This window comes from Deinococcus sp., from assembly GCF_018260555.1.
Lineage (GTDB): Bacteria > Deinococcota > Deinococci > Deinococcales > Deinococcaceae > Deinococcus.
Window position 1 is genome coordinate 1 of record NZ_JAGLBB010000028.1, and the last position, 22,978, is coordinate 22,978.

13 protein-coding genes and 1 pseudogene are annotated in these 22,978 nt (G+C 67.3%); 9 read left to right on the forward strand and 5 right to left on the reverse strand.

Annotation, left to right across the window (positions count from 1 at the left end):
* The 5 genes and pseudogenes from QZ271_RS07165 to QZ271_RS07185 all read left to right on the forward strand — a co-directional run.
* A pseudogene (locus QZ271_RS07165) lies at positions 1–398 on the forward strand (DUF11 domain-containing protein); the annotation flags it as partial.
* Between the two features lie 56 nt (positions 399–454).
* Positions 455–4,657, forward strand: coding sequence for a hypothetical protein (locus QZ271_RS07170; protein WP_291430039.1), 4,203 nt, complete (start codon positions 455–457; stop codon positions 4,655–4,657).
* Positions 4,654–8,682 (forward strand): hypothetical protein, encoded by a 4,029-nt coding sequence (locus tag QZ271_RS07175; protein WP_291430040.1) that lies wholly within the window; start codon positions 4,654–4,656, stop codon positions 8,680–8,682. The genes QZ271_RS07170 and QZ271_RS07175 overlap by 4 nt, the downstream gene beginning before the upstream one ends.
* A 348-nt stretch (positions 8,683–9,030) precedes the next feature.
* A complete protein-coding gene (locus QZ271_RS07180; protein ID WP_291430041.1) occupies positions 9,031–10,308 on the forward strand; it encodes a thiolase family protein in 1,278 nt (425 codons plus the stop codon).
* Between the two features lie 23 nt (positions 10,309–10,331).
* Positions 10,332–11,678: a 3-oxoacid CoA-transferase gene (locus tag QZ271_RS07185; RefSeq protein WP_291430060.1), complete on the forward strand. Its 1,347-nt coding sequence runs from the start codon at positions 10,332–10,334 to the stop codon at positions 11,676–11,678.
* A gap of 9 nt (positions 11,679–11,687) precedes the next feature.
* On the opposite strand, the gene QZ271_RS07190 is transcribed toward QZ271_RS07185, so the two are convergent.
* From QZ271_RS07190 to kdpF, 5 genes are all read right to left on the reverse strand, one after another.
* Entirely contained in the window at positions 11,688–12,713 is a 1,026-nt protein-coding gene (locus QZ271_RS07190) for a universal stress protein (protein WP_291430042.1), read from the reverse strand.
* A 137-nt stretch (positions 12,714–12,850) separates the two neighbouring features.
* Complete coding sequence (gene kdpC / locus QZ271_RS07195; RefSeq protein ID WP_291430043.1) at positions 12,851–13,522, reverse strand: potassium-transporting ATPase subunit KdpC; 672 nt, start codon at positions 13,520–13,522, stop codon at positions 12,851–12,853.
* Positions 13,523–13,737: 215 nt separating this feature from the next.
* Positions 13,738–15,873: a potassium-transporting ATPase subunit KdpB gene (kdpB, locus tag QZ271_RS07200; protein ID WP_291430044.1), complete on the reverse strand. Its 2,136-nt coding sequence runs from the start codon at positions 15,871–15,873 to the stop codon at positions 13,738–13,740.
* The gene (gene kdpA / locus QZ271_RS07205; protein ID WP_291430045.1) at positions 15,870–17,651 is read right to left on the reverse strand and encodes a potassium-transporting ATPase subunit KdpA; all 1,782 of its coding nucleotides are present in this window, start codon (positions 17,649–17,651) and stop codon (positions 15,870–15,872) included. The genes kdpB and kdpA overlap by 4 nt, the downstream gene beginning before the upstream one ends.
* Positions 17,652–17,747: 96 nt before the next feature.
* Positions 17,748–17,828 carry a K(+)-transporting ATPase subunit F gene (gene kdpF / locus QZ271_RS14530; RefSeq protein ID WP_367114333.1) on the reverse strand — a complete coding sequence of 27 codons (81 nt, stop codon included), beginning with the start codon at positions 17,826–17,828 and terminating at the stop codon, positions 17,748–17,750.
* Positions 17,829–18,075: 247 nt separating this feature from the next.
* Between kdpF and QZ271_RS07210 the strand changes: the two genes are divergently transcribed.
* The 4 genes from QZ271_RS07210 to tal all read left to right on the forward strand — a co-directional run bounded on the left by QZ271_RS07210 (position 18,076) and on the right by tal (position 22,947).
* Positions 18,076–19,605 carry a HAMP domain-containing sensor histidine kinase gene (locus QZ271_RS07210; RefSeq protein WP_291430046.1) on the forward strand — a complete coding sequence of 510 codons (1,530 nt, stop codon included), beginning with the start codon at positions 18,076–18,078 and terminating at the stop codon, positions 19,603–19,605.
* A complete protein-coding gene (locus QZ271_RS07215; RefSeq protein WP_291430047.1) occupies positions 19,598–20,263 on the forward strand; it encodes a response regulator transcription factor in 666 nt (221 codons plus the stop codon). The genes QZ271_RS07210 and QZ271_RS07215 overlap by 8 nt, the downstream gene beginning before the upstream one ends.
* A 358-nt stretch (positions 20,264–20,621) precedes the next feature.
* A complete protein-coding gene (locus tag QZ271_RS07220) occupies positions 20,622–21,689 on the forward strand; it encodes an NAD(P)-dependent alcohol dehydrogenase (RefSeq protein WP_291430048.1) in 1,068 nt (355 codons plus the stop codon).
* A 325-nt stretch (positions 21,690–22,014) separates the two neighbouring features.
* A complete protein-coding gene (tal, locus tag QZ271_RS07225; protein WP_291430049.1) occupies positions 22,015–22,947 on the forward strand; it encodes a transaldolase in 933 nt (310 codons plus the stop codon).
* Positions 22,948–22,978: the final 31 nt, after the last annotated feature.

A 22,978-nucleotide genomic window follows, 5' to 3' on the forward strand; every position in this document is an offset into this window, starting at 1 on the left:
TGTACGCACCCATGAAAGTGCCGGGAGACTACCTCAAGACCGGGGCGCGAATCACGCCGGTGTATGGCGTGACCGACGTGAGTTTCCCGCTCATCCCACCGGAAGGTCAGGGGCAGGCCCTGCGCCAGACCACCCTGCGCCTCGGCCCGGTCACCATCGTCAAGACCGTGACCCCCACACAGGGCGGCTTCATGGTGCGCTGGTCCCTCACGACCACCGCCCCCGCGCAGGTGCAAGTCAGCGACCCGCTGCCCGCCGGAGCGCAGAGCGCCGACCGGCCCGAACGCACCTGGACGCTGGAACCCGGCGTGGAGACGGTCGCCGCCTACCACGTGACGTTCAGCGGCCCGACCGAACAGATGACCACCGACCCGACCCTGCGACTGGTGACGCCATGAACCGCCAGGGCCAGGGTCGGGCGGCCCTCCACTCTCCCTCACCGCAAGGAACCACCATGTCCAAGTCCCGACTCACCGTCCTGACGGCCACGCTGCTGCTGGGCGCCGCACATGCCCAGAGTGCCGTGACTCCAGTGCCCACCATCACCCCCGAGGTGAAATCCGGTCAGCGCGTGATCGTCGGCCGCGAACAGCAGAGTCCGCGCCTGACCTCGGTCGGTGACGGCCTCCAGTGGCTGTCCGGCGACCAGAATCTCACCCTGACCGTGCCGAACAGCACCGTCGTGAGCGTGCTGCTCTTCAGTCCGGCGCTGAACCTCACGGATTACCGCAGCGCGGGCGAGTACGGTGACGAACGCTACGGCTCCGGCAATACGAGCACCACCTACACGCTCCGTGACCAGAGCGGCCGGGTGGTCAAACAGCGCACCTACCAGCCCAGCGTGACCCACGGTCAGGAGTTCCTGATCTACCAGTCCCTCCCGGCAGGCGAGTACAGCCTGAACGTCACGACCAGCGGCAACGCGAAGAACAGCTTCGCGCTGCAGACCACCGGAGCCACGGTGGGAGCCCGGCGCGTGAACCTCAACATCCACAGCCGCGAGTGGGTGACGGTGGCCCGCATCCAGCCGAGCACGGACGTCCACCAGCTGACCCTCTACGACACGGACGGCCCGGACGAATTAGAAGTATCCCTGTTGCGCGCCGACGAGCGCGTGACGCTGCCCGCAGGCCGTGATCCGGAAAAGCAGGTGATCGACATCACTCCCAGCAGCGACGTCACCCTGCTGCAGGCCCGGCAGCCGCAGAGCGCCAAGCAGTTCTCCAACACCATCGGCGTTGAACTCAGCGGTGAGCAGATGATGCTGACCGTACCAGCGCCCGTGCCTCCCGCTGCCCCTGCCCCCGCACCGGTGCCCGCCCCTGCCCCCGTGCCTGTACCTGTACCCGCACCGGTGCCCGTTCCTGCCCCGGAACCCGAACCGGCGCCGACGCCCGTCGCTGCGCCCGAACCCGTCTCTGCCCCCGAACCCGTCCCTGCCCCCGAACCCGTCCCTGCGCCCGTCATCACGCAGGAGCGCCGGAGCGTGGTCACGCTCGACGTGCGGGCCGACACCGCCACCACCCTCCTCGGCGGGGAACTGGTGATCGCCCACCGCCCCCCGGCTGGCAGCACCGTCATTCCCGGCAGCGCCCGCGACGAACGCGCCCAGGTGCTTCCCATCCGGCAGGGCACGGACGGCACGCTGTACTTCACGACCAGCCGCCTCACCGCCCGCGTGTCGTACGAACTGAACCACGAAGGCCCGCTCGGTCACCTCGACCCGGTGAGCGTCATCCGCCTGACCCCGGAAGGCGCCGACACCCTGCAAGGCACGGTTGACCCGGCCGCCTACCGCCAAGCCGTGACCCTCGACGCACCCGCCGGGAAAGGCGAGAACGAGGAAGGCAACCCGATTCGCACGCCCGTGCAGGGCAGCGTCCTCCGGAGCGCCGTGACCAACATCACGGTGCGAATCCCGGCAGGCGAGTCCCAGACCGTCACGCTGGGCGGCGTGGCCCTCCCGGAAAGCCGCATCGGCCTGAAGCGTGAAACCGCCCAGTGGACGGAACTGACCTTCGTGGCCATTCCTCTACAGGCCGGGGAGAACTCCGTGAAGGCGGGGGGGCATACCGTCACCTTCATTGCCCCGGGCAACGCCTCGCAGGTGATCTTCACGCCCGTCAATCTGCGTGCGGACGGACACACCCCGCTGGAGTTCAAGGTGCGCGTCGCCGATGAACGCGGCACCACCGTGCAGACCGATCTGCTGACCGTGGACATTCGCGGGGGACAGCCGCTCACCCCGGACGCCAGCCCCAACGCCGGATACCAGCTCAAACTCACGAACGGTGAAGGCGTGCTGAAACTGCGTGGCAGCGTGAGCGGGGCCGTGGAGTTCTCCAGCCTCGGCTTCCCCGGCGTGGCCCGCTTCGACCTGCAACAGGCCCAGGGGCGCCTGACCCTCGCCTACGGCAGCGCCACCCTGTACCTCACGCCGCTGCTGGGCGGCCAGGGGCTGCGCGGGAGTCTTGAGCTGCGCGGTCAGGCCAGCGTCGAAGTTCCGGTGCTGGGCGGCATGCTGCGCGTGAACGCAGACGGGCAGGGCATTCAGAACCCCACCGAGAACCGCCAGTTGGCCCACGGCGACAGCGCAGGCCCGGGTAACCCGCTCCCCGCCTACGGTCAACTGAGTGCCAGCTACCAGAACGCCAACGTCTCTGCCACCTACGCCGCCCGCGCGGCCCGGGACACCCTCTTTGACCGCACGGCGGACGCGGACGGCTTCGGGGTTCGCGTGCAGTCCACGCCCGACGTGACCCGCGCCCCCGGCTCCCAGTGGCGGACCTTCGTCAGCGGCCACGCGGCCCTGTTGCCCGCTGGCAACCTCGCCCTGACCTTCACGGACGTGACCGGACTCGTGTACGAGACGGGCGGCGAGATCGTCCCCATGAGCGAGCGTGTCAGTGTCAGCGGCCTGCAGGGCGGCGTTCACGTGGAACGCAACCTGACGCGAGGTGAGGATTACACGGCGGAGTACCTGCGCGGCAGCGTGATCCTCAGCCGCCCGCTCGGCGTCCTGCTGCCCGACCTGAGCGATCCGGTGCTCAGGATCACCTACGCGGCCGATCCCGCCCGGATGCCCACGCAGCCCCGTTACGGCGTGTCTGCCGGTGTGGAATGGGGCAACTTTGTCACCAGCGCCCCCAGCGGCGGCACCGTAGAAGCGGGCCTGAGCAGTGACGCCACGGCAGACGGGCGCACCAACACCTTCGGGGTGCGCGGCACGTACCGCACGCCCACGGCACTCGTGCAGGGCCGCGTGAGTGCCGCTGGAGGCGTGCGGGTCGAAGCGCAGGCCAGCCTGAAACCCGGCCCCGGCGCGGACGGCGTGAGCGCCAGAGCGGGCGTGGTCTACCAGGACGCGGGCTATGAGGGCGTGGGCCGCACCGCGCCGCAGACCGACGTGTCCGCCGAAGTGCAGCGTGACCTGAACCGGCAGTTTGGCGTGAAGGCGCAGGTCAGCTACCACCGTGAGAGCGGGGAAACCCAGACCCCCGGTCAGACCTCCCCCGCCCAGACCTCCCCCGGCCAGACGGAACGCGGCGTCGCCTCGGCGCTCGTCACCTACCAGCCCGGCCAGGACTGGCGCTTCGGCGTGGGGGCCGGGTACAACTTCACGCGCGCGCAGGCCCTGCTGATCGCGGAAGCGGAGTACCAGCCGCCCTTTGGGATCAAGGTGCGCCACGAACAGCCGCTCAGCGGCATGGAAGGGGCTGTTACCACCATCAGCGGCGGCGTTCCCATCACGAGTACCCTGGGATTCAAAGCCGAGCAGCGCCTGAGCTACGAAAGCGGCGCGGTGCAGTCCCAGGGCAGTTATGGTTTGGCAGGACGCTTCGGCGCGGCGCAGTACGACCTGACCTACAGCACGCCCGGCAGCAGCGGTGCGCAGGGACGCTTCGCGGCGGGCGTCCGGGCCGAGTACCCGCTGAATGAGCAGTTCAGCGTGGGCACGCGGGCCGCACTGACCTTCACGCCCAGCTTCGCCGCCACGGTCAGCGGCGACCTGAACTACCACACCACCACCACGCAGGCCAGCGTCGGCACCGACGTGACCATCATTCCAGGCGCTCAGCCCGCCGTCACCTCTGCCCTGCGAACCAGCGCCGCCTACAGTAGTGGTCGCTGGACGGCGCAGGAACAGGGCCAGAGCGTCTTTGCCAGCCCCGGCGGGCATCAGTACACCTTCGGCGTGAGCTACCGCGCCGAGCAGGTCACGTGGCTCAGCACCCTGCGCCTGCGCAGCGGCAGCTTCGCGCCTGACGAGAGCGGCGAGATCAGGGGCATGACCGAAGTGAACTTCAAGACACGCCAGCTCGAAACCCGCGCCGGGCTGATTGGTGTCTCACCCCTGAACCTCAAACCCCTCTCCTATCAGGCCTACGTGGGAGGACGCTACTGGCTGACTGACCGCGCCGCCCTCGGCGCCACGTACCGACTGTTCGGCGTGACCGGAGGCGCACAGCCCGAACACGCCCTGTCGCTGGAAGCCACCGGGGTCATCCTGCCCGGATTTGCCCTGACAGGCGGGTACAACCTGTCGCGACCCTCGCCCATCACCGCCGCGCAGAACTTCGCCCCTGGCTTCTACGTCCGCGCTGAACTGCTTCTGAATTCCCCATCTCCCAGCATCATGCTCAAGGACACACCATGAATAGACTCCTGACCCTCCTTCGTTTGCTGATAGCCGCGGCCATGCTCACCGGTACAGCAGGTGCCGTTAGCGTTGGCATCTCTAATAGTTTCTCGCCCGCGGGCATCACAGCGGGGGGAGTGCTGACCTACTCATTTAGCGTGGCCAACAACGGCACAGATCCGCTGACCGGCGTCGGGTTGCAACACGCGGTCAGTGGTATCACGAGCTTCAGCGATAGCACCTTCGAGAGCAGCTGTGGCGGAGCGTTGACCAGCAGCGGCAACACACTGACATGGGCGGGCGGCAGTCTGCCCAGCAGCGGCGCGGTTTGTACTATCACAGTGAAGGGTGTCGCTTCCACCACTACCGGTATCTATACAACCATTATCCCCATCGCTGCGATTAAAACTGACCAGGGCCTAACGAACGACATCAGCAAAGAAGCCTCATTAGAGGTGAAATCCCTGGCGCTCATGGTGTTGGGATTTATAAAGACGGACGCGGTGGGGAAAACCAATCCCAATCCCTGGTACATCACTGGCTTCCCGACAACGCAAACGGCCAGCGTCACCATCAATAACCCCAACACCACGCAGCTCAGCATGCAGGGCGCCACACTGACCGTGCCTGCGCTCATGATCAACCCGAGGCTTGCAGTTGGTAGTCCCTGCACGCTGGCCATCAATACCACCCCAGTCGTGTCCGGATCAAGTAGCGCCTATACCATCAACAGTATGACGCTGCCCGTCACGACCACCTGTAAGCTACTCTTTGACGTTCCCCCCAGCATCCCCCTTTATACGGGGAATCCGGAAGACGCGATCGGACAGCCGTTCACTACCCCTAATCCGGACCTACGTCTGTTCACTGGGACCGTTCCCGAGAACAGCGCCCTCAGCAACACCTACGCCCCACTCCCTCTCAGTAATGGGGGCACTGGTAGCCAAATAAGCGCCCCGCCGCCCGTGCAGATCATTAAAGGGTTCAACAAAGTGGATGACGCATCTGTCAGCAGTGCAATGACGGCGGTGTTCACGGTGGATTTCCGCCTGAGAAACAATACAAGCGCCACCCGACAGGTCAGCTTGAGTGACAGAATCTTTAGCGCGGACCTGGGAAGCGGCATGACGTTTGGCGCAATCGCGGTACGTACCAATAGCCTATATGCCTCGCAGAACTTCGTGTGTAATATTCAAGGCGTCAGTACCGATGCAGCCACCCAGACTATCAAATTCGACAAGGTGGCGTTGGAGAGCGGATCCGACTGCACGTACAGCGTCACTGTCTCTGTTAACGCTGGGGTAATCACCGGCACTACTCGAAACACCATTATGCACGGGGATATCAGCACGGATCTGCTGCCCAACAATCCACTTACGATTCCAGCGACAAGTGCAACTATCACCTTTCTGAACGAAGGCACTTACGGGAAAACAACTCTGAAAGAGTTTCCGCAGTACAATCAGGCCTTCTATACCGTGACGGTGCAGAACGACACGGCTACGACCATGACGGGCTTGAGCTTCACCGACACGTGGTCGCACGGCCTTCGGACTGACATAGCGGCGAGCTACACCACCTGCGCGGGAGGGCAGCTGAACCTCCCGGTAGATGGCAAGGGTCTGGTGTTCTCGAATGGCACGCTCGATCCGGGGAAGACATGCAAGGTCGTTATCGGGATTGACAAAACCAGCGTCCTGATCCAATCTCCTCTCGCTCAACAGTATTATGCGAATGTTACGCCCCAGCTTACTTCAACCAGCGGTCATACTTTCAAAAAAACAACCGACCAAGTGGAATTTCAAGTATTGCCCAGCGAGTTCCGTCTTAACAACAGCAGATTAACATTTTCCCAAAATACTGTGCACGAGGTTGCCCTTATTTATCGTAATTACGCTATGAAACCTCATGTCCGGGAGTTCAATGTAACCATCAGCGATGGCCAGAGATTCCTCGAACAACCCATCGAAACCACTTGCGGTGGCTCTATCCCTTGGAATCAGGTGACTGTCATCGGAAAGACCGCCTCGTTCACACTCAATATTCCCAGCGCTAGTACCACTGGGAGCCCCGTTGACAAACTGGTGTATTCTTACAAGGAGTGTTCCGCTCGGGTGATGATTCAAGGGACCGTACCCGGCCAAAACGTCAAGGTTACTGCTACGACGGCCGAGTTTCAAGATGGCCTAGTCAACGCTCCAAGCTCTACGGTTGGGTTTGACTACGTCGGCGAGCGCAAGTATACCTTCAACAAATCCTTCTCTTCTACTCCCAATACTTTCACGACCCCGCCTACCGCATTGTACGCTGGGCAGATCCTCTATATGTTTGTTTCCACCCCAAAGCTTTCCGATCCGTCAGCAGTTCCCACCGCAGAAACGTTCCGAATCGTTGACAAGTTGCCCGAGGGTATGCAAGTGAATCTGCCGGGTGTATTGCGATGGGACGACGGTAGTTACGGTCTTGGCGGCGTGTCCTCTAATCCCCCCACTCGCACTTGCGACCTAGATCCGAAAAACCTGGACCCACTTCAGGGCATAGGTCGGATCTGTATAGCACTACGAAATGACCAAGGATGGTACACGGTAGATGGGAAGACCATCGTAATCTACATAAATACAAACAACCCCAATAATATTGTCATAATACCCATTCGACTAATGGGATCCGGGAACCTGACCAATGTTATTCAGGGCAGCGACACCACAGCCCTTATGGGCTCTGTCGCCTCCCTCAGCACCAGCGACGGCACGCCCAGCGGCACCGCTGCCAGTGCGAACCTCAACGTCCTTCCCTCCGTGGTCGTGGACAAGAGCTTCGCGCCCTCCACCATCTTTGCAGACGGGAAGACGATGCTGAATCTCACCATTACTAACAGCACTCCCGCCGCCGACACCATCACGATCACCGATGTGTTCCCCGATGGCCTGGCGCCCGTCATGCCACTGAGCGTGACAGGCTGCCCCGGCAGCGCTACCTATGACCCCCTAACCCGGAACTTGGTTATCAATGGTATCTCGCTAAACAAAAACGCGAGCTGCACGGCGCAGGTGGAGGTCATTGCGACGTCCACAATCACCAGCAAGACCACCTACACCAACACAATCCCAGTGGGCGGGGCCACCACTACCAACGGACAGAATTTCCAGGAATCCACGGCCAAACTGACCGTCAACCCAGTTAACGTCTGCGCGGTGATCTCGCCCACTACCACGATGCAGGCGACCCTCAAGTCCCCCGGAACTACCACAGTCACCTTCACCTTCAAGAACACCGGGCTGCAGGCCTGGACCGGTAGCAACTTGACCTTCAGCGCCGCGCTGCCCGGCACGTACACGGCGCTCTACAGCTTCGACGGGGCCGCCAGCAACGCCGACATTCAGCAGGCGTGGCAGGCACGGATCACCAAGTCCGGAGGGCTCGCCCGGGGCTTAAGCACCAAGCTCACCGTGACCTACACCTCTGCGAGCACCCTCAAGCGCGATGAGCAGCAGACGGCTAGCGTCACTTTCACCCCCACGGGTAACGCCTGCAAGTTCGTGCAGGGAGCGACGACCCTTACCATCATCAAGGGCGAACCCGGCACGCAGAAAACCCAGAGCACCTGCACCCTGAACGCTGCAGGTGAGCCGCAGAACTGCACGCCCATGAGCGCAGACGCACTGAAGGTCAAGCCCTGCTCGCTGCTGAACTACCAGCTGACCCTCGGGAACACCGGGAACGCCAGCGTGCTGGGCACCCGCCTACGCGACCCGGTGAACGCCAATCTCACCATCGTTCACACGTCCGCCCGTACCAGCCCCGCCACGACGCCCGCCGCTACCGTGCTGTACTCCGCTGACGGCGGGACCACGTGGCTCAAGGAACCGCCGGCCAGTTACGCCAACAACACGGTCGTAGTGGCGCTGGACACCAATGGCGACGGCACGATCACGGGGAAGGACACGCTGGAGCCCGGTCAGACCCTGACCCTGAATATCTACACCCTGACTGGAACCGTGAGCGGCGGGTGCACCGCGCCCACCAGTTTCCCGGCCTACTAACCAACACCCATTCCTGCTTCCGACCGGCCCGCCATTCCTGGCGGGCTTGTTCATGCTGGCCCCTCGTTCGCCCTGAAGCGTGGGGGGCCTTCCACGGACCCAGGTGGGTGCACAGTGGGGGTAGGCACGCTAGCCTGTGGATTGATGTTAGCTGCGGTCGGGCTCGCTGCTTAGGCGCAGGTTCGCACGCTGCTGGTGTTCCCTGGTCTTATACGGGTTCCGTACTGCAGCGAATCAATCGGAATCCGTATCATTCTTTTGTGGGCGCCGTGAAGGCTGCTCTGAGGGGCGGCCCTGTTTCCGTCCGCGTTGTCCTAGCCTGTTTCCTGCTTTGGGGAGGAGTTCATCATGACCAGATTGACCGACCTGCACGACCGTGACGTGGTGATCGTCGCGGCTGTTCGTACGCCCATCGGCGCTCTTCGTGGCGCCCTGTCCTCGGTCCGCCCGGATGACCTTGCGGCGCTGACGATCCGTGAGGTGGTGGCGCGCAGCGGTGTTCCGGCCGATCAGATCGAGGAGGTCATCCTCGGGTGCGCGAATCAGGCGGGCGAGGACAACCGGAACGTGGCGCGCATGGCGGCGCTGCTGGCGGGCCTGCCTGACTCCGTGGCGGGGCTGACCGTGAACCGCCTGTGCGCCAGTGGCCTGTCGGCCGTGAACACGGCTGCCCGCGCGATCCGCAACGGCGACGGGGACGTGTTCGTGGCGGGCGGCGTGGAGAGCATGACCCGCGCGCCCCTCGTGATGCCCAAGGGCGCGCAGGCCTTCGCGAACGGAAACGTGACCGCCTTCGACACCACGCTCGGCTGGCGCTTCCCGAACCCCGCCCTGGAGGCCCTGTTCCCGCTGGAGGCAATGGGAGAGACGGCCGAGAACATCGCGCAGCGCAGCCGGGAAGGCGCGTACCGGGGCGGCGAGATCACCCGCGAGGACCAGGACGCCTTCGCGCTGGAAAGCCAGCGCAGGACCCTCGGCGCCCTGAACGCCGGGCGCTTTGCAGACGAGATCGTGCCGGTGAAAGTCAAGGGCCGCCGGGGCGTGACCGTCTTCGACATCGACGAGCACCCGCGTGTCAGGCGGGACGGGGGGAACTTCACCCTGACGACCGATGAGGCGACCCTGGCAGCCCTGAAACCCGCGTTCCGCCAGGGCGGCAGCGTGACCGCCGGGAACGCCAGTGGCCTGAATGACGGCGCGGCGGCCCTGGTCCTCATGAGCGCCGCGAAGGCCCGCGAACTGGGCGTCGCGCCGCTGGCCCGCTGGGTGGGCGCGGCGGCGGCGGGCGTGGAGGCGCGCGTGATGGGCCTGGGGCCGATTCCCGCCACCCGGAAGGTCCTGGCGCGCACCGGGCTGAGCGTGCAGGACCTGGACCTGATCGAGTTGAACGAGGCCTTCGCCGTTCAGGCGCTGGCCTGCATCCGCGAACTGGAGTTGCCGCCCGAGCGGGTGAACGTGAACGGCGGCGCCATCGCCCTGGGCCACCCGCTGGGCATGAGCGGCGCGCGCCTGATCGTGGCGCTGACGCACGAACTGGGCCGCCGCCAGGGCCGTTACGGACTGGCGACCCTGTGCGTGGGCGTCGGGCAGGGCGAGGCCGCCATCATCGAGAGGATCGAAGCATGACGGCCCCCGCGACACCCACCGGCCTGAAGCACGTGCCGGTCATCACGGCCGCCCAGGCCGCCGCGCTGGTACAGAGCGGGCAGACGCTGCTGGTGGGCGGTTTCGGCATGACCGGGAACCCGGTGCATCTGGTACACGCGCTGGCGCAGACGGACGTGCGCGACCTGACGTACGTGGCGAACAACGTCGGCGAGCCGGGCCTGAGTGGCGGGCGGCTCCTGCGCAACGGGCAGCTGAGAAAGGCCGTGGGGTCGTTCTTCACAAGTAACCGTGAGGCGGTGGCCGCCGCGCAGGAGGGCCGCCTGGAGGTGCAGCTGATCCCGCAGGGCAGCCTGGCCGAGGCGCTGCGCGCCGGTGGCGCGGGCATCGGGGGTTTCTATACACCCACCGCCGCCGGAACCGTCATTGCCGGGGACGCGGATGTCCGCGTACTGAACGGCCGGGAGATGATCTTCGTGCCCGCCCTGCGCGGCGACGTGGCATTCATCCGGGCGTGGCGGGCCGATGAAGCCGGGAACCTCCAGTACCGCCTGACCGAGCAGAACTTCAACCGCGCCATGGCGACCGCCGCGGACCTCGTCGTGGCGGAGGTCGAGGAGATCGTCCCGGTGGGCACCATCCCGCCCGAGGGGGTGCACACACCCGGCCTCTACGTGGATTACCTCGTGCAGGCGACCCTGACCGCCGAGGCGCTTGGTAGCAGCGCCGACGTGAAGGGCAGCTCCAAGAAGGTGGACGAGGCCCGGATGCACATGGCCCGCCGCGCCCTGCAGGAGCTCCGGCGCGGGGACGTGGTGAACCTCGGCATCGGGATTCCCACGCTGGTCGCGGACCTGATCACGCCCGCGCACGGCGTGAACCTGCACACCGAAAACGGCATGCTGGGCGTCGGTCCCGCCCCCGAGCAGGGCGGCGCGCTGGACTACCCCGTGAACGCCGGGAAGATCCCGGTCACGGCGCTACCCGGCGCGAGTTACTTCGACAGCGCCGACAGTTTCGGCATGATCCGTGGCGGGCACGTGGACGTGGCCGTCATGGGCGGCCTGCAGGTGGACGCCCACGCGAACCTCGCCAACTGGGCGGTGCCCGGCAAGCCGCTCCTGGGCGTGGGCGGCGCGATGGACCTGGCAAGCGGCGCGCGGCGTCTGATCATCCTGATGACACACACCGACCCGGACGGAACGCCCAAGGTCGTGCCCGAATGCACGCTGCCGCTCACGTCGCGCGGCGCAGTGAACATGATCATCACCGATCAGGCCGTCTTCGAGTTCCGGGACGGAGAGCTGACCCTGACGGAACTGATGCCCGGAGCGACCCTGGACGGCGTGAGGGCCAGTACCGGCGCGGCGTTCGTGGAAGCGCTGGGCTAAGAACGGCTGTCAGTCCCGGCTGATGATGTGAACGTCCACGTCGCGGGTTCCGCTCAGGACACGGTGAATGATGTCGCCGCGCCACCAGCCCGACCAGCGGGAGCGGCGGCTCTCACCCATCACGATCTGCGTGGCCTGCACCCGTGTGGCGTGCGCGATCAGGGCGGCGGCCACGTCGGCCGGGCCGATCACGTCGAACTGCCCGCCAAGTGCGGCACTCAGGGCGCGGTAGGTGTCCAGCAGGCGTGACTGCGGGGCGCTGATGCGCTGTCCCCGCACCGTGACCACGTGCAGCGGGGCGTGCAGTCGCGCGGCCAGTTGCCCGCCCCGGCGGATCAGCCGGGCGGCGCCCTCGGTGGGCGTCACGGCGACGACCACGACCTCGCGCGCCCCAGAGGCGGCCTGCGGAACGTGCTCGACGACGCTGGCGACCTGACGCAGCGCAATCTCCCGCAGGGCCGTCAGGTTCGGCGTCGTGAAGAAGTTCGTGAGGGCCAGTTCGGCGCGGTCCGGGCTGTACACCTGGCCGCTGCGCAGCCGGGCGCGCAGGTCGTGGGGGGTCAGGTCCACCAGGATCAGTTCAGTGGCCTCGCGCAGCACGGTGTCCGGAATGCGTTCGCGGACGCGCACGCCGGTCAGTCTGGCCACGGTGTCGTTCAGGGATTCCAGATGCTGCACGTTCACGGTGGACAGCACCGTGATGCCGGCGTCCAGCAGCACGTTCACGTCCTGCCAGCGTTTCGGGTTCGCGCTGCCCGGCGCGTTCGTGTGGGCCAGTTCGTCAATCAGGACCACCTGGGGCCGCCGTTCCAGCAGGCCCTGAAGGTCCAGTTCGGTCAGGCCGGACGTTCCGGGCACGGCGCGGCGCGCGAACACAGGCAGACCCTGCGCGGCCTGGGCGGTGCCCGCGCGGCCGTGCGTTTCGAGAATGCCGATCAGGGCGTCCTCGCCGCGTTCCAGGCGGTCACGCAGTTCGTTCAGGGCGCGGCAGGTCTTCCCGACACCAGCCGCCATGCCGATGAACACGCGGTGCACGCCGCGCTCCCGGTCGGGACGATCGGCGCGGCCCGGGAGGGCCAACCGCTCGGGTTCAGGAGGCTGCCGCCCGGGCTGTTGGGGGTCGGGCTGCTGGAGCTCAGCCTGTCTCCCGGGTGGAGGCTTGCCGGGCACGCTCAGCGGGCGGGTGTGGCGGCGCCGGGCAGTGGCGCGGCGGCGTCCAGCGCCAGGTTCAGCCTCAGGACGTTCACGCCGGGCTGACCCAGGCCCAGGGGGCTGCGCTCGGTCGCGTCTGCGATGAGCTTCAGGACGACGCCCTGGCTCAGGCCGCGCACCCGCGCGATGCGGGGCACCTGCAACTGCGCGCCAGCCGGGCTGATGTGCGGGTCCAGGCCGCTGCCGCTGGCGGTCAGCAGGTCCGGGGGAATGCGGTCGGCGCTCACACCTTCACGGGCCGCGATCTGCCGGGACAGCGCCTGCACCCGTTCCCGCAGGGCCGGGTTGCTGGGCGCGAGGTTACTGCCCGAGGCGTTCACCGGGTCGTACCCGCTCCCGGCGGCGCTGGGCCGCCCGATAAAGTACCCGTCGCCTGTGAAGGTCTGCCCGACCAGCGCCGAGCCGACCACCTGCGTGCCGCGCGTGATCAGCGAACCGTTCGCCTGCGCCGGGAACAGCCCGCCGGCCAGCAGGGTGGTCACGGCCGGGTACGCCAGTCCACACACGGCGATCCACAACGCCCCAAAGGTCAGCCAGCTGAGAACGCCGGGTTGCGGGCCAGCCTGGAAGGACGGCTCGGCGGGAGTGTCGGGCAGGGTGTCGGGCTTGGGGTTGATGGACTGGGTGGTCATGACGCAACTCCTTCGGTCAGGGGGCAGGCGGGTACGGCGGGACGGGGACAGGCGGGTGACATCATGCAGATTCCGATTGATTCGGTGCAGTTCTGAATCAATCCGAGCGGACGCGAGTAGGAACAGAAGACGGGTTTCGCGGTATGGAGCCGCAGGCGGCGCCTTTCCGACTGTGGTGGAATAGAGCGGAAGCCGTATCACAGGTGGAATCCGTATCACAGGCCCAGTCCACCGAGCAGCAGGTCAATCACTTTGATGCCCACGAACGGGACGATCACGCCGCCCAGTCCGTAGATCAGGAGGTTGCGGCCCAGCAGGGCGTCGGCGCTGCCGGGCGAGTACCGCACGCCGCGCAGCGCGACCGGGATCAGCGCCGGGATGACCAGCGCATTGAAGATCACGGCGCTGAGGATGGCGCTGCGTGGACTGCTCAGGCCCATGACGTTCAGGGTGGCCAGCGCGGGCAGTTGCGCGGCGAACAGGGCGGGCAGAATCGCGAAGTACTTGGCCACGTCGTTGGCGATCGAGAAGGTGGTCAGCGCGCCGCGGGTCATCAGGAGGCCCTTACCGATCTCGACCACCTCGATCAGCTTGGTGGGGTCGGAGTCCAGGTCGATCATGTTCGCGGCTTCCTTGGCGGCCTGCGTGCCGCTCTGCATGGCCAGGCCCACGTCTGCCTGCGCGAGGGCCGGGGCGTCGTTGGTGCCGTCGCCCATCATGGCCACGAGTCGCCCGGCGGCCTGCTCGTCGCGGATCATCTGGAGTTTGTCCTCGGGGGTCGCCTCGGCCAAGAAACCGTCCACACCGGCCTCGCGGGCGATGGCCTCGGCGGTCAGGGGGTTGTCGCCGGTGATCATCACGGTGCGCAGGCCCATGCGGCGCAGCTGCTCGAAACGTTCACGCATGCCGGGTTTCACGATGTCCGACAGCGCCACCACGCCCAGCACGCGGGCCACACCGCCGCGTACCTCGGCGACGGTCAGGGGCGTGCCGCCGGAGCGCGCAATCCCGGCGACCAGGGCGTCCAGTTCAGCGGAGTCCACGGCCGCGCCCGCACTGAACCCGGCAGCAAAGCGGGCCATGCGGTCGGCGGCGCCCTTGCGGATCTGCACGGTCTGCGCGCCGCCGAGTGTGTCCACGTAATCCACGCCGCTCATGCGGGTCTGCGCGCTGAACTCCATGAACTCCGCGCCGTCCGGGCGGGCGGGCAGTTCGGTCAGGGTGCGGGCCAGGGCGACGATGCTCTTGCCTTCCGGTGTGGGGTCGGCCAGCGAGGACAGCGCGGCGGCGCGGGCCAGTTCGGTTTCGGTCACGCCGGTCAGCGGCGCGAAGCGGGTGGCCATGCGGTTCCCGATGGTGATGGTACCGGTCTTGTCGAGCAGCAGGAGGTCCACGTCGCCCGCAACCTCGACGGCGCGGCCGCTGCGGGCAATCACATTCGCCTGCAGGGCGCGGTCCATTCCGGCGATGCCGATGGCCGGCAGCAGGCCGCCGATGGTGGTGGGAATCAGGCACACCAGCAGCGCGACCAGCGTGACGGTGTCCACGCGCACGCCCGCGAAGCTGGCCAGGGCGGGCAGCGTGGCCACGACGATCAGGAAGATCAGGGTCAGGGCGACCAGCAGGATGCCGAGCGCCAGTTCGTTCGGGGTTTTCTGGCGGCTCGCACCCTCGACGAGCGCGATCATGCGGTCCAGGAAGCTCTCGCCGGGCTGCGAGGTGACACGCACCACGATCCGGTCGCTCAGGACGCGGGTGCCACCGGTCACGCCGCTGTGATCGGTGCCGGCCTCGCGGATCACGGGGGCGCTCTCGCCGGTGATGGCACTCTCGTCCACGCTGGCCATTCCCTCGGTGATCTCGCCGTCGCCGGGGATCAGGTCGCCGGCCTCCAGGATGATCAGGTCGCCGCGCCGCAGGTCGCTGGAGGGCACGGTCGTCTCCGTGTCGCCGCGCAGCAGCCGCGCAGGGGTGTCCTGGCGGGCGGCGCGCAGACCCTGCGCCTGGGCCCGGCCGCGCGCCTCGGCCAGCCCCTCGGCGAAGTTCGCGAACAGCACGGTCAGCAGCAGCAGGGCGCTGATGGCCGCGCCGTACGCCCAGTCGCGGCCCGCGATCAGGTCGCCTGCGGTCAGGGCGGCAGTCAGGACGGCGCCGACCAGCACGATGAACATCACGGGGCTTTTCGCCATGCGGCGCGGGTCGAGTTTCGTCAGGCTGGCCTTCCAGGCGTCGCGCAGCAGGTCAGGCGTGAACAGGTTGCGGCGCGGGCTCGGGGTGGGCCCTGACGGAGTGGGCCCGGGGTTGGAGGGGGAGGCCGGTTCCGGCGTGGTCGGGTGGGACTGGGTGGTCATCGGGCGGCTCCGGTCAGGGGGGCAGAGTGGGTGGTGGGCACGGCGGCAGGTGTGGGGGCGGCGGGCGTGGTGGCGGGCGTGGTGGCGGCCGTGGAGGCAGCGGGGGTGGTGGCGGCGGCCCGGGTGAGGCTCAGCTGCTCGGCGACCGGGCCCAGCACCAGGGCGGGCGCGAAGTTCAGGAGTTGCAGCAGGACCATCACGCCCAGCAGCATTCCGGCAAAGACGGGCGTATCCACGCGCAGCGTGCCGCTCGTTTCCGGCGCGGCCTTCTTCGTGGCCAGCAGGCCCGCGATGGCCAGGGGCGCCAGGATCGGCAGGAAACGCGCCAGGATCAGCACGGCGGCGCAGGTGACGTTCCACCAGGGCGTGTTGTCGCCCAGGCCCTCGAAACCGCTCCCGTTGTTGGCGTAGGCGCTGTTGTACTCGTACAGCACCTGCGACAGTCCGTGAAAGCCGGGGTTAGAGGTGCCGCTCAGGCTGGGCACGGCCAGCGTCAGGGCCGTGAACCCCAGCACCAGCGCGGGTTGCAGCAGGATCAGCAGGGACGCCAGTTTGATTTCGCGGACCTCGATCTTGCGGCCGAACAGTTCCGGCGTGCGGCCCACCATCAGTCCGGCGATGAACACGGTCAGGATCACGAACACCAGCATGTTGATCATGCCGACGCCGATCCCGCCGTACACGTCGTTCAGGAACATGCCGAGTTGCGGGACCAGGCCGCCCAGGGGGTTGAGGCTGTCGTGCATGCCGCTGACCGATCCGTTGCTCGTCTGGGTGGTCAGGCTGGCCCACAGCGCCGTGGCGTCCGTACCGAGGCGCACTTCCTTGCCTTCCATGTTCCCGCCGCGCGCGGCATGGCCCAGCAGCGCCGCGTTCGGCTGCCGCTCTGCGAGGACCACCCCAGTGATCAGCGCGGCCGAGGTGACGGTCATCACGCCCAGCAGCGCCGCGCTGAAGCGGCGGCGGTTCAGGAACACGCCGCTGGCGATCACCAGACTCACCGGGAACAGGATCAGGCTGACCATGCTGGCCAGGTTGCTCAGGGGCGTGGGGTTCTCCAGCGGCGTGCTGGAGTTCGGGCCGTACCAACCGCCGCCGTTCGTGCCGAGCTGCTTGATGGCGACCATGGCCGCCACCGGACCGACCGGAATGGTCTGGGTGGTCAGGAGCTGACCTTCCACCCGCTGCGGTTGCAGCAGCGTGGCGCTTTTCGCGCCGCTCCAGGTGCTGGGCACGCCCTGCGAGGTCAGCAGGACGGCCAGCAGCAGCGAGGCGGGCAGCAGGGCGCCCAGGGCGCGCGTCACGTCCAGGTAGTAGTTGCCGACGTTCACCTCTCCGCGCAGGCCCCGCAGCACCGCGAACAGCGCGGCCATGCCAGCGGCGGGCGTCACGAACTGCAAGGTCACGATGGCGACCAGCTGCGAGAAGTAACTCAGGCCACTCTGGCCGCTGTAATGCTGCTGGTTGGTGTTCGTGATGAAACTCGCGGCCGTGTGCAGCGCCGTGTCCCAGCGCATGGCGCCGATGTGGTCCGGGTTCAGCGGAAGGGCGCCCTGCGTGACCAGAACCAGGTACGCGGCGGCCGCCAGCACGGCGTTGGTACCCAGCAGGGCCACGCTGTACTGCCGCCAGTTCATGCCGAGCGCCGCGTTCACGCCGCACAGCCGCAGCAGGCCCGACGTGAGGCGCGAGGCGGGCGCCGCGTACAGCCGGGCGATCAGCAGACCCAGTGGGGCGGCCAGCAGGGCCGTCAGGAGAACCGTCAGGAGGATGTCCATGTCAGAGCCTCGTCGGGACGCTCAGGGCCAGCGCGACCAGGGCGAACAGGGCCAGCAGAATCAGCAGGCCCAGCAGGGTGGGCAGCAGGGCCGACATCAGAACCGCTCCGCGCGGATCAGGGCGTACAGCAGGTAAACGATCAGGGCCAGCACCAGCACAAGCAGCAGGGTGTTCATACGTCAGTAATGCTGCGCCGCGCCCGCCGCGCCCACCATTCTCCGCCCGGCCAAGCGGACTGGCCAAGTGGCCAGTCACGCGCCGCGCGTTTCGGGTAGCCTCGGGCGTGATGAAACGAATTCCGTCTGTCCTCCCCGCAGATCGGAAGCGCGGCGATCTGCCGGTTCCACGTCCGCAATCCGCCGTGAACGGGCCCGCGTCCGCCCGGGTTGAACGGGCGCCGCGCCCCCTTCAGCTGGAGTCCGTATGAGACAGGCGCTGCAGATTCTGTTCCCGCCGCCCCGACTACCGCTCGGTGACGGCACCCTCTGGGCGGTGTGCCTGGGTACTCTGGCGTGCGTGCTGCTGACCGACCTGCTGACCCCGGCGTCGCTGGTGGTGGGCACGCTGCTGACGGTCCCGGTGGCCCTCTCGGCGCTGGGGACCTCGCGCCGTCCGGTGGTCGTACTGACCCTGCTGAGCGTTCTGGCGTCCGTGCTGGCCGCCGTGTCCAACGCCCTGGGGGACGGATTTAGCCGCTCTGACCTCTCGAACCGCGTGGTCAGTGTGCTGGCGATCCTGCTGGTGGGCGGCCTGACCCTGCGCTCGCGCGAGGCGTCCGAACAGGCGGTCCGGATCGCGGAGGACGAGCGCCTGCTGACCCGCGAGCGGCTGCTACGCCGACTGGCCGAGGACATGGGAGGCCCGCTGGGACAGCCGGAATTCGTGGCGCGCGCCGCAGCGTCCCTGCAACACCTGACCGGCGCGCGCAGCGTCGAGGTGGGGGCCGCCGTGCGGGCCGTCCTGCTTCCCCCGCACGCCCTGGCGGCCGCCCCGGACCTGGACCCGCCCGCTCCGTCCTGGCTGGATAAGCGACTGCCACTGGACTTCCTGGCGCGCCCGGTCGGGGCCGGGAACGTCTGGGCGGCCGACGGGGGGCGTGTCGTGCTGGCCCGCTTGCAACGCGCCAATGACAGCGACCTGCTGCTGATCCTGCGCGGCCCACAGACGCCGCTGTCCCTGATCGGTGAGGCCGCGTCGGCCCTGCAACCCCTGCTGGACCGCACCCGCCTGCTCGACGATCTGCGCGCCGGGCGCGAGCAGCTCAGGGAGCGTGGCGAGCTGCTGCGCGACCTCGTGTACGCCTTTTCACACGACCTGCGCACCCCACTCCTGGCGAACGCCATGAACATGCATGGCGCGCTGCGCGGCGCGTACGGTCCGCTCCCGCAGGCCTACCGTGACACCCTGGAAAATGGCCTGAACGCCAACGCCGCCCTGCTGGCCCTGGCCGAGAAACTGCTGCTGGTCACCAAATACGAGAGCGGCGAGACCGACGACCAGATCAGCGACGTGAACATGCGAACGCTGGTGCAGGGCGTCCTGGAGGACCTGCGGCCCCGCACCGAAGCCAGCCGCCTGCAGGTGGAGCGTCAGTTGAGCGCCGCGCACGTGCAGGGCCGCCCGCACGACCTGCGGCGCGCCGTACAGAACCTGCTCGACAACGCCGTGAAGTTCAGTCCGCTCGACGGAACGCTGCGGGTCACCCTGACGGACGAGGACGGCGAGGTCACGCTGACCGTGCAGGACGACGGGCCGGGCGTGCCGATCTCGCGGGAGCCGCACCTGTTCCAGCGATTCCGCAGTGGCGGCGCGGGGGGCGGCACGGGCCTGGGCCTGTACCTCACGCGCCGAATCGCCGAGGGGCACGGCGGCAACGTCCGCTACGTCCGCACACAGCAGCGCAGCCTGTTCATCCTGACCCTGCCGGTCGATGGAGGCACCCCACATGACTGAATCCACGCCGGGTTCCCTGCCCGACCAGCCGCACGGTCCCATCCGCATTCTCTTGATCGAGGATCATGCGTTCACCCGTGACGGCCTGCGCGTCACCCTGAACCTCGAACCCGACCTGCGCGTCGTCGCCGAGGCCCGAAGCGGCGAAGAAGGCCTCGAACGACTCGACGGCCTGGGCGTGGACGTCGCCGTGATCGATATCGGCCTGCCCGGCATGGACGGCATCCGCACGGCCGCAGAGATCCGCCGCCGCTGGCCGGACGTGCGGATCGTGATGCTCACCGCGCACGACCTGCGCCAGGAAGTGTTCGCGGCGCTCGCCTCGGGCGCCGCCGCCTACTGCCTGAAAAGCGCGCGGCCCGAACTGCTGCTGCTCGCCGTGCGCGCCGCCGCTGCGGGCAGTGCGTACCTGGACCCGCAGGTGGCGCATCACGTGCTGGGCAGCGTCCGCACGCCCGGCACGGCCCCGCTGCTGACCCCGCGTGAACTCGAAGTCCTGCGCCTGATTGCCGATGGGTTGCCCAACCGCGACATTGCCACTGAACTGGGCGTGAGCGTCAGCACCGTGAAACTCCACGTGCAGGACATCCTCTTGAAACTCCAGGCCGCCGACCGGACCCAGGCGGCCGTCAAGGCGCTGCGCCAGGGGTGGCTGTAACGGCCAGCGGACGCTCTTGACATTGTGCGGGCAGGTCGCGTCATAGGGACTGCGCGCAACTGCGCCACAGTCGCAAAAGCACCGCCTGTGGCTTCATCCCGCCCAATCCGTCTGCTGTTCCCACTCGCATCCGCTCCGATTGATTCGGTGCAGTTCTGAATCACCCGGAATCCGTGTCACTTTGTGGGCCTTTACTGATTTGGGCAGCGTACCTGGACGTAGCCTTCCGGGCACGCCACCGACGTTCCTCGTTTCACGCACCAGATGGCCTCACGCCCGGTTCACTTCAGGCCGGAACCACACACGGCCACGTTCTTGCGGCCCAGCGACGCACGGAGCCCTCTCCCAGGAGTTCGACATGACCAGAGTGCACGCCTACGCCGCCCCCGACGCCACCACCCCCCTTCAGGCGCACGTGATCGAGCGCCGGGACCTGAAACCCACCGACATTCAGATCGAGATTCTGTACAGCGGCGTGTGCCACTCGGACGTGCACCAGGCGCGCAGTGAGTGGGGCCCAGCCATCTACCCGCTGGTGCCCGGCCATGAGATCGTGGGACGCGTGAGCGCCGTGGGCGGGCAGGTCAGCCGCTTCAAGGTCGGGGATCTCGCGGGGGTGGGCTGCATGGTGGACTCCTGCCAGCACTGCGATTCCTGCGCCGAGGGCCTCGAACAGTACTGCGAGAACGGCGCTACCTGGACGTACAACTCGCGTGAACGCGACACCAGACTCCCCACGCACGGCGGGTACTCCACCGCCATCGTCGTGACCGAAGGCTTCGCCGTGCACGTCCCGGAGTCGCTGGACATCAGGGCGGTTGCGCCGCTGCTGTGCGCCGGGATCACCATGTTCTCGCCGCTGAACCACTGGAAGATCGGCAAGGGCCACAAGGTCGCCATCGTGGGGCTGGGCGGCCTGGGGCACATGGGCATTAAACTGGCGGTCGCGATGGGGGCCGACGTGACGCTGTTCACGACCTCGCAGGGCAAGGCCGACGACGCCCTCCGCCTGGGCGCGCACCACGTGGTACTCAGCACCGACAGGGCCGCCATGAAGGCCGCGCGGGGCCGCTTCGATTTCATCATCAGCACTGTGCCCAGCGGCCACGACCTGAATCCCTACCTGATGACCCTCAGGCGCGACGGGCAACTGGTGATCGTGGGCGCGCTGGAACCCGTCGGCCTCAGCGGCCTGCCCCTGGTCGGGCAGCGGCGCAGCGTGGCGGGCAGCAACATCGGCGGAATCGCCGAGACGCAGCAGATGCTGGATTTCTGCGCCGAGCACGGCATCGTCCCCGAAGTCGAGATGATCCGCATGCAGGACATCAACGAGGCCTACGAGCGCATGCTGAACAACGACGTGAAGTACCGCTTCGTGATCGACATGGCCGCCTACCGCGCCGAGCAGGAACAGGCCAGCGACTGATCCGGACTGCATTGGATTTGGTGCAATCCCGAATCAATCCGCGCGGATGCCAGGAGGAATAACAGAGTCCCCTGGGCGGCATGGAGCGGAATCCGTATCAGTTGTCCCAGGCACCCTCCGTCCCCGCCCGCACCAACCGCCCGTGAGGGCACGCGACCGACTCTGGATGAACGGCCGTTCAAGGAAACGTCTGGATGAACGCCGCACTCCCCGGAAAGCGGGGCGTATGGTACGCAGTGTCGTGCGGCTGGCCGTCCCGTGCCCGTCGCCCTCCCGCCTGCACTGCCCTGACCCCCCCCCTTCCTTCCGAACCGGAGGTTCACATATGAACGCACTTGAACAACTCAAGCAGATGACGGTTGTCGTGGCCGACACGGGCGACCTGGACGCCATCCGCCGCTACCAGCCGCAGGACTGCACCACCAATCCCTCACTGATCCTGAAGGCCGCCAGCCTCAGCGGGTACGCGCAGGTATTGAAGGAAGCGCAGGGACTCGGGGATGTCGAGGCCGCCATCGATCAGCTGACCGTGCGCATCGGGACCGAACTGACCCGCATCGTGCCCGGTTACGTCAGCACCGAGGTGGACGCCCGCCTGTCCTTCGACACGGACGCCATGCTCACCAAGGCCCGCCACCTGATCGACCTGTACGCCGCGCAGGGCGTGAGCAAGGACCGCATCCTGATCAAACTGGCGACCACCTGGGAGGGTGTGCAGGCCGCCCGCGTGCTGGAAGCCGAGGGCATCCGCTGCAACATGACGCTGGTGTTCAGCCTGGAGCAGGCCGTGGCCGCCGCGCAGGCCGGCGCGTACCTGATCTCGCCGTTCGTGGGCCGCATCACCGACTGGTACAAGAAGAGCACCGGCACCGCCGATTACGCCATCGACGAGGACCCGGGCGTGCAGAGCGTGCGCACCATCTACCGTCACTTCAAGACGCAGGGGTACCCCACGGTCGTCATGGGCGCGTCGTTCCGCAGCGCCGCGCAGGTCCGCGCACTGGCCGGGTGCGACCGCCTGACCGTCAGCCCCGCCCTGCTGGGCGAACTGGCCGCCGACAACACCCCGCTGGAGCGGGCACTGAGAGACGAGCCCGCCACCGAGACGGAAGCGGCCGTGACCGAAGCCGACTTCCGCTGGGCGCTGGCCGCCAACCCCATGGCGAACGAGAAACTCGCCGAGGGCATCCGGGGCTTCCACGAGGACACCCAGAAACTGCGCGCCCTGCTGCTGACCCCACAGACCGCCACCGCCTGAGCGCCCACGCTCCCGGCACCCCGCGTCATCC

Coding starts and splice junctions, on each gene's coding strand:
- QZ271_RS07220 (WP_291430048.1), top strand. CDS start 20,622: ATGACCAGAGTGCACGCCTACGCCGCCCCCGACGCCACCACCCCCCTT.
- QZ271_RS07215 (WP_291430047.1), top strand. CDS start 19,598: ATGACTGAATCCACGCCGGGTTCCCTGCCCGACCAGCCGCACGGTCCC.
- tal (WP_291430049.1), top strand. CDS start 22,015: ATGAACGCACTTGAACAACTCAAGCAGATGACGGTTGTCGTGGCCGAC.
- kdpC (WP_291430043.1), bottom strand. CDS start 13,522: ATGACCACCCAGTCCATCAACCCCAAGCCCGACACCCTGCCCGACACT.
- QZ271_RS07170 (WP_291430039.1), top strand. CDS start 455: ATGTCCAAGTCCCGACTCACCGTCCTGACGGCCACGCTGCTGCTGGGC.
- QZ271_RS07175 (WP_291430040.1), top strand. CDS start 4,654: ATGAATAGACTCCTGACCCTCCTTCGTTTGCTGATAGCCGCGGCCATG.
- QZ271_RS07210 (WP_291430046.1), top strand. CDS start 18,076: ATGAGACAGGCGCTGCAGATTCTGTTCCCGCCGCCCCGACTACCGCTC.
- kdpA (WP_291430045.1), bottom strand. CDS start 17,651: ATGGACATCCTCCTGACGGTTCTCCTGACGGCCCTGCTGGCCGCCCCA.
- kdpF (WP_367114333.1), bottom strand. CDS start 17,828: ATGAACACCCTGCTGCTTGTGCTGGTGCTGGCCCTGATCGTTTACCTG.
- QZ271_RS07180 (WP_291430041.1), top strand. CDS start 9,031: ATGACCAGATTGACCGACCTGCACGACCGTGACGTGGTGATCGTCGCG.
- kdpB (WP_291430044.1), bottom strand. CDS start 15,873: ATGACCACCCAGTCCCACCCGACCACGCCGGAACCGGCCTCCCCCTCC.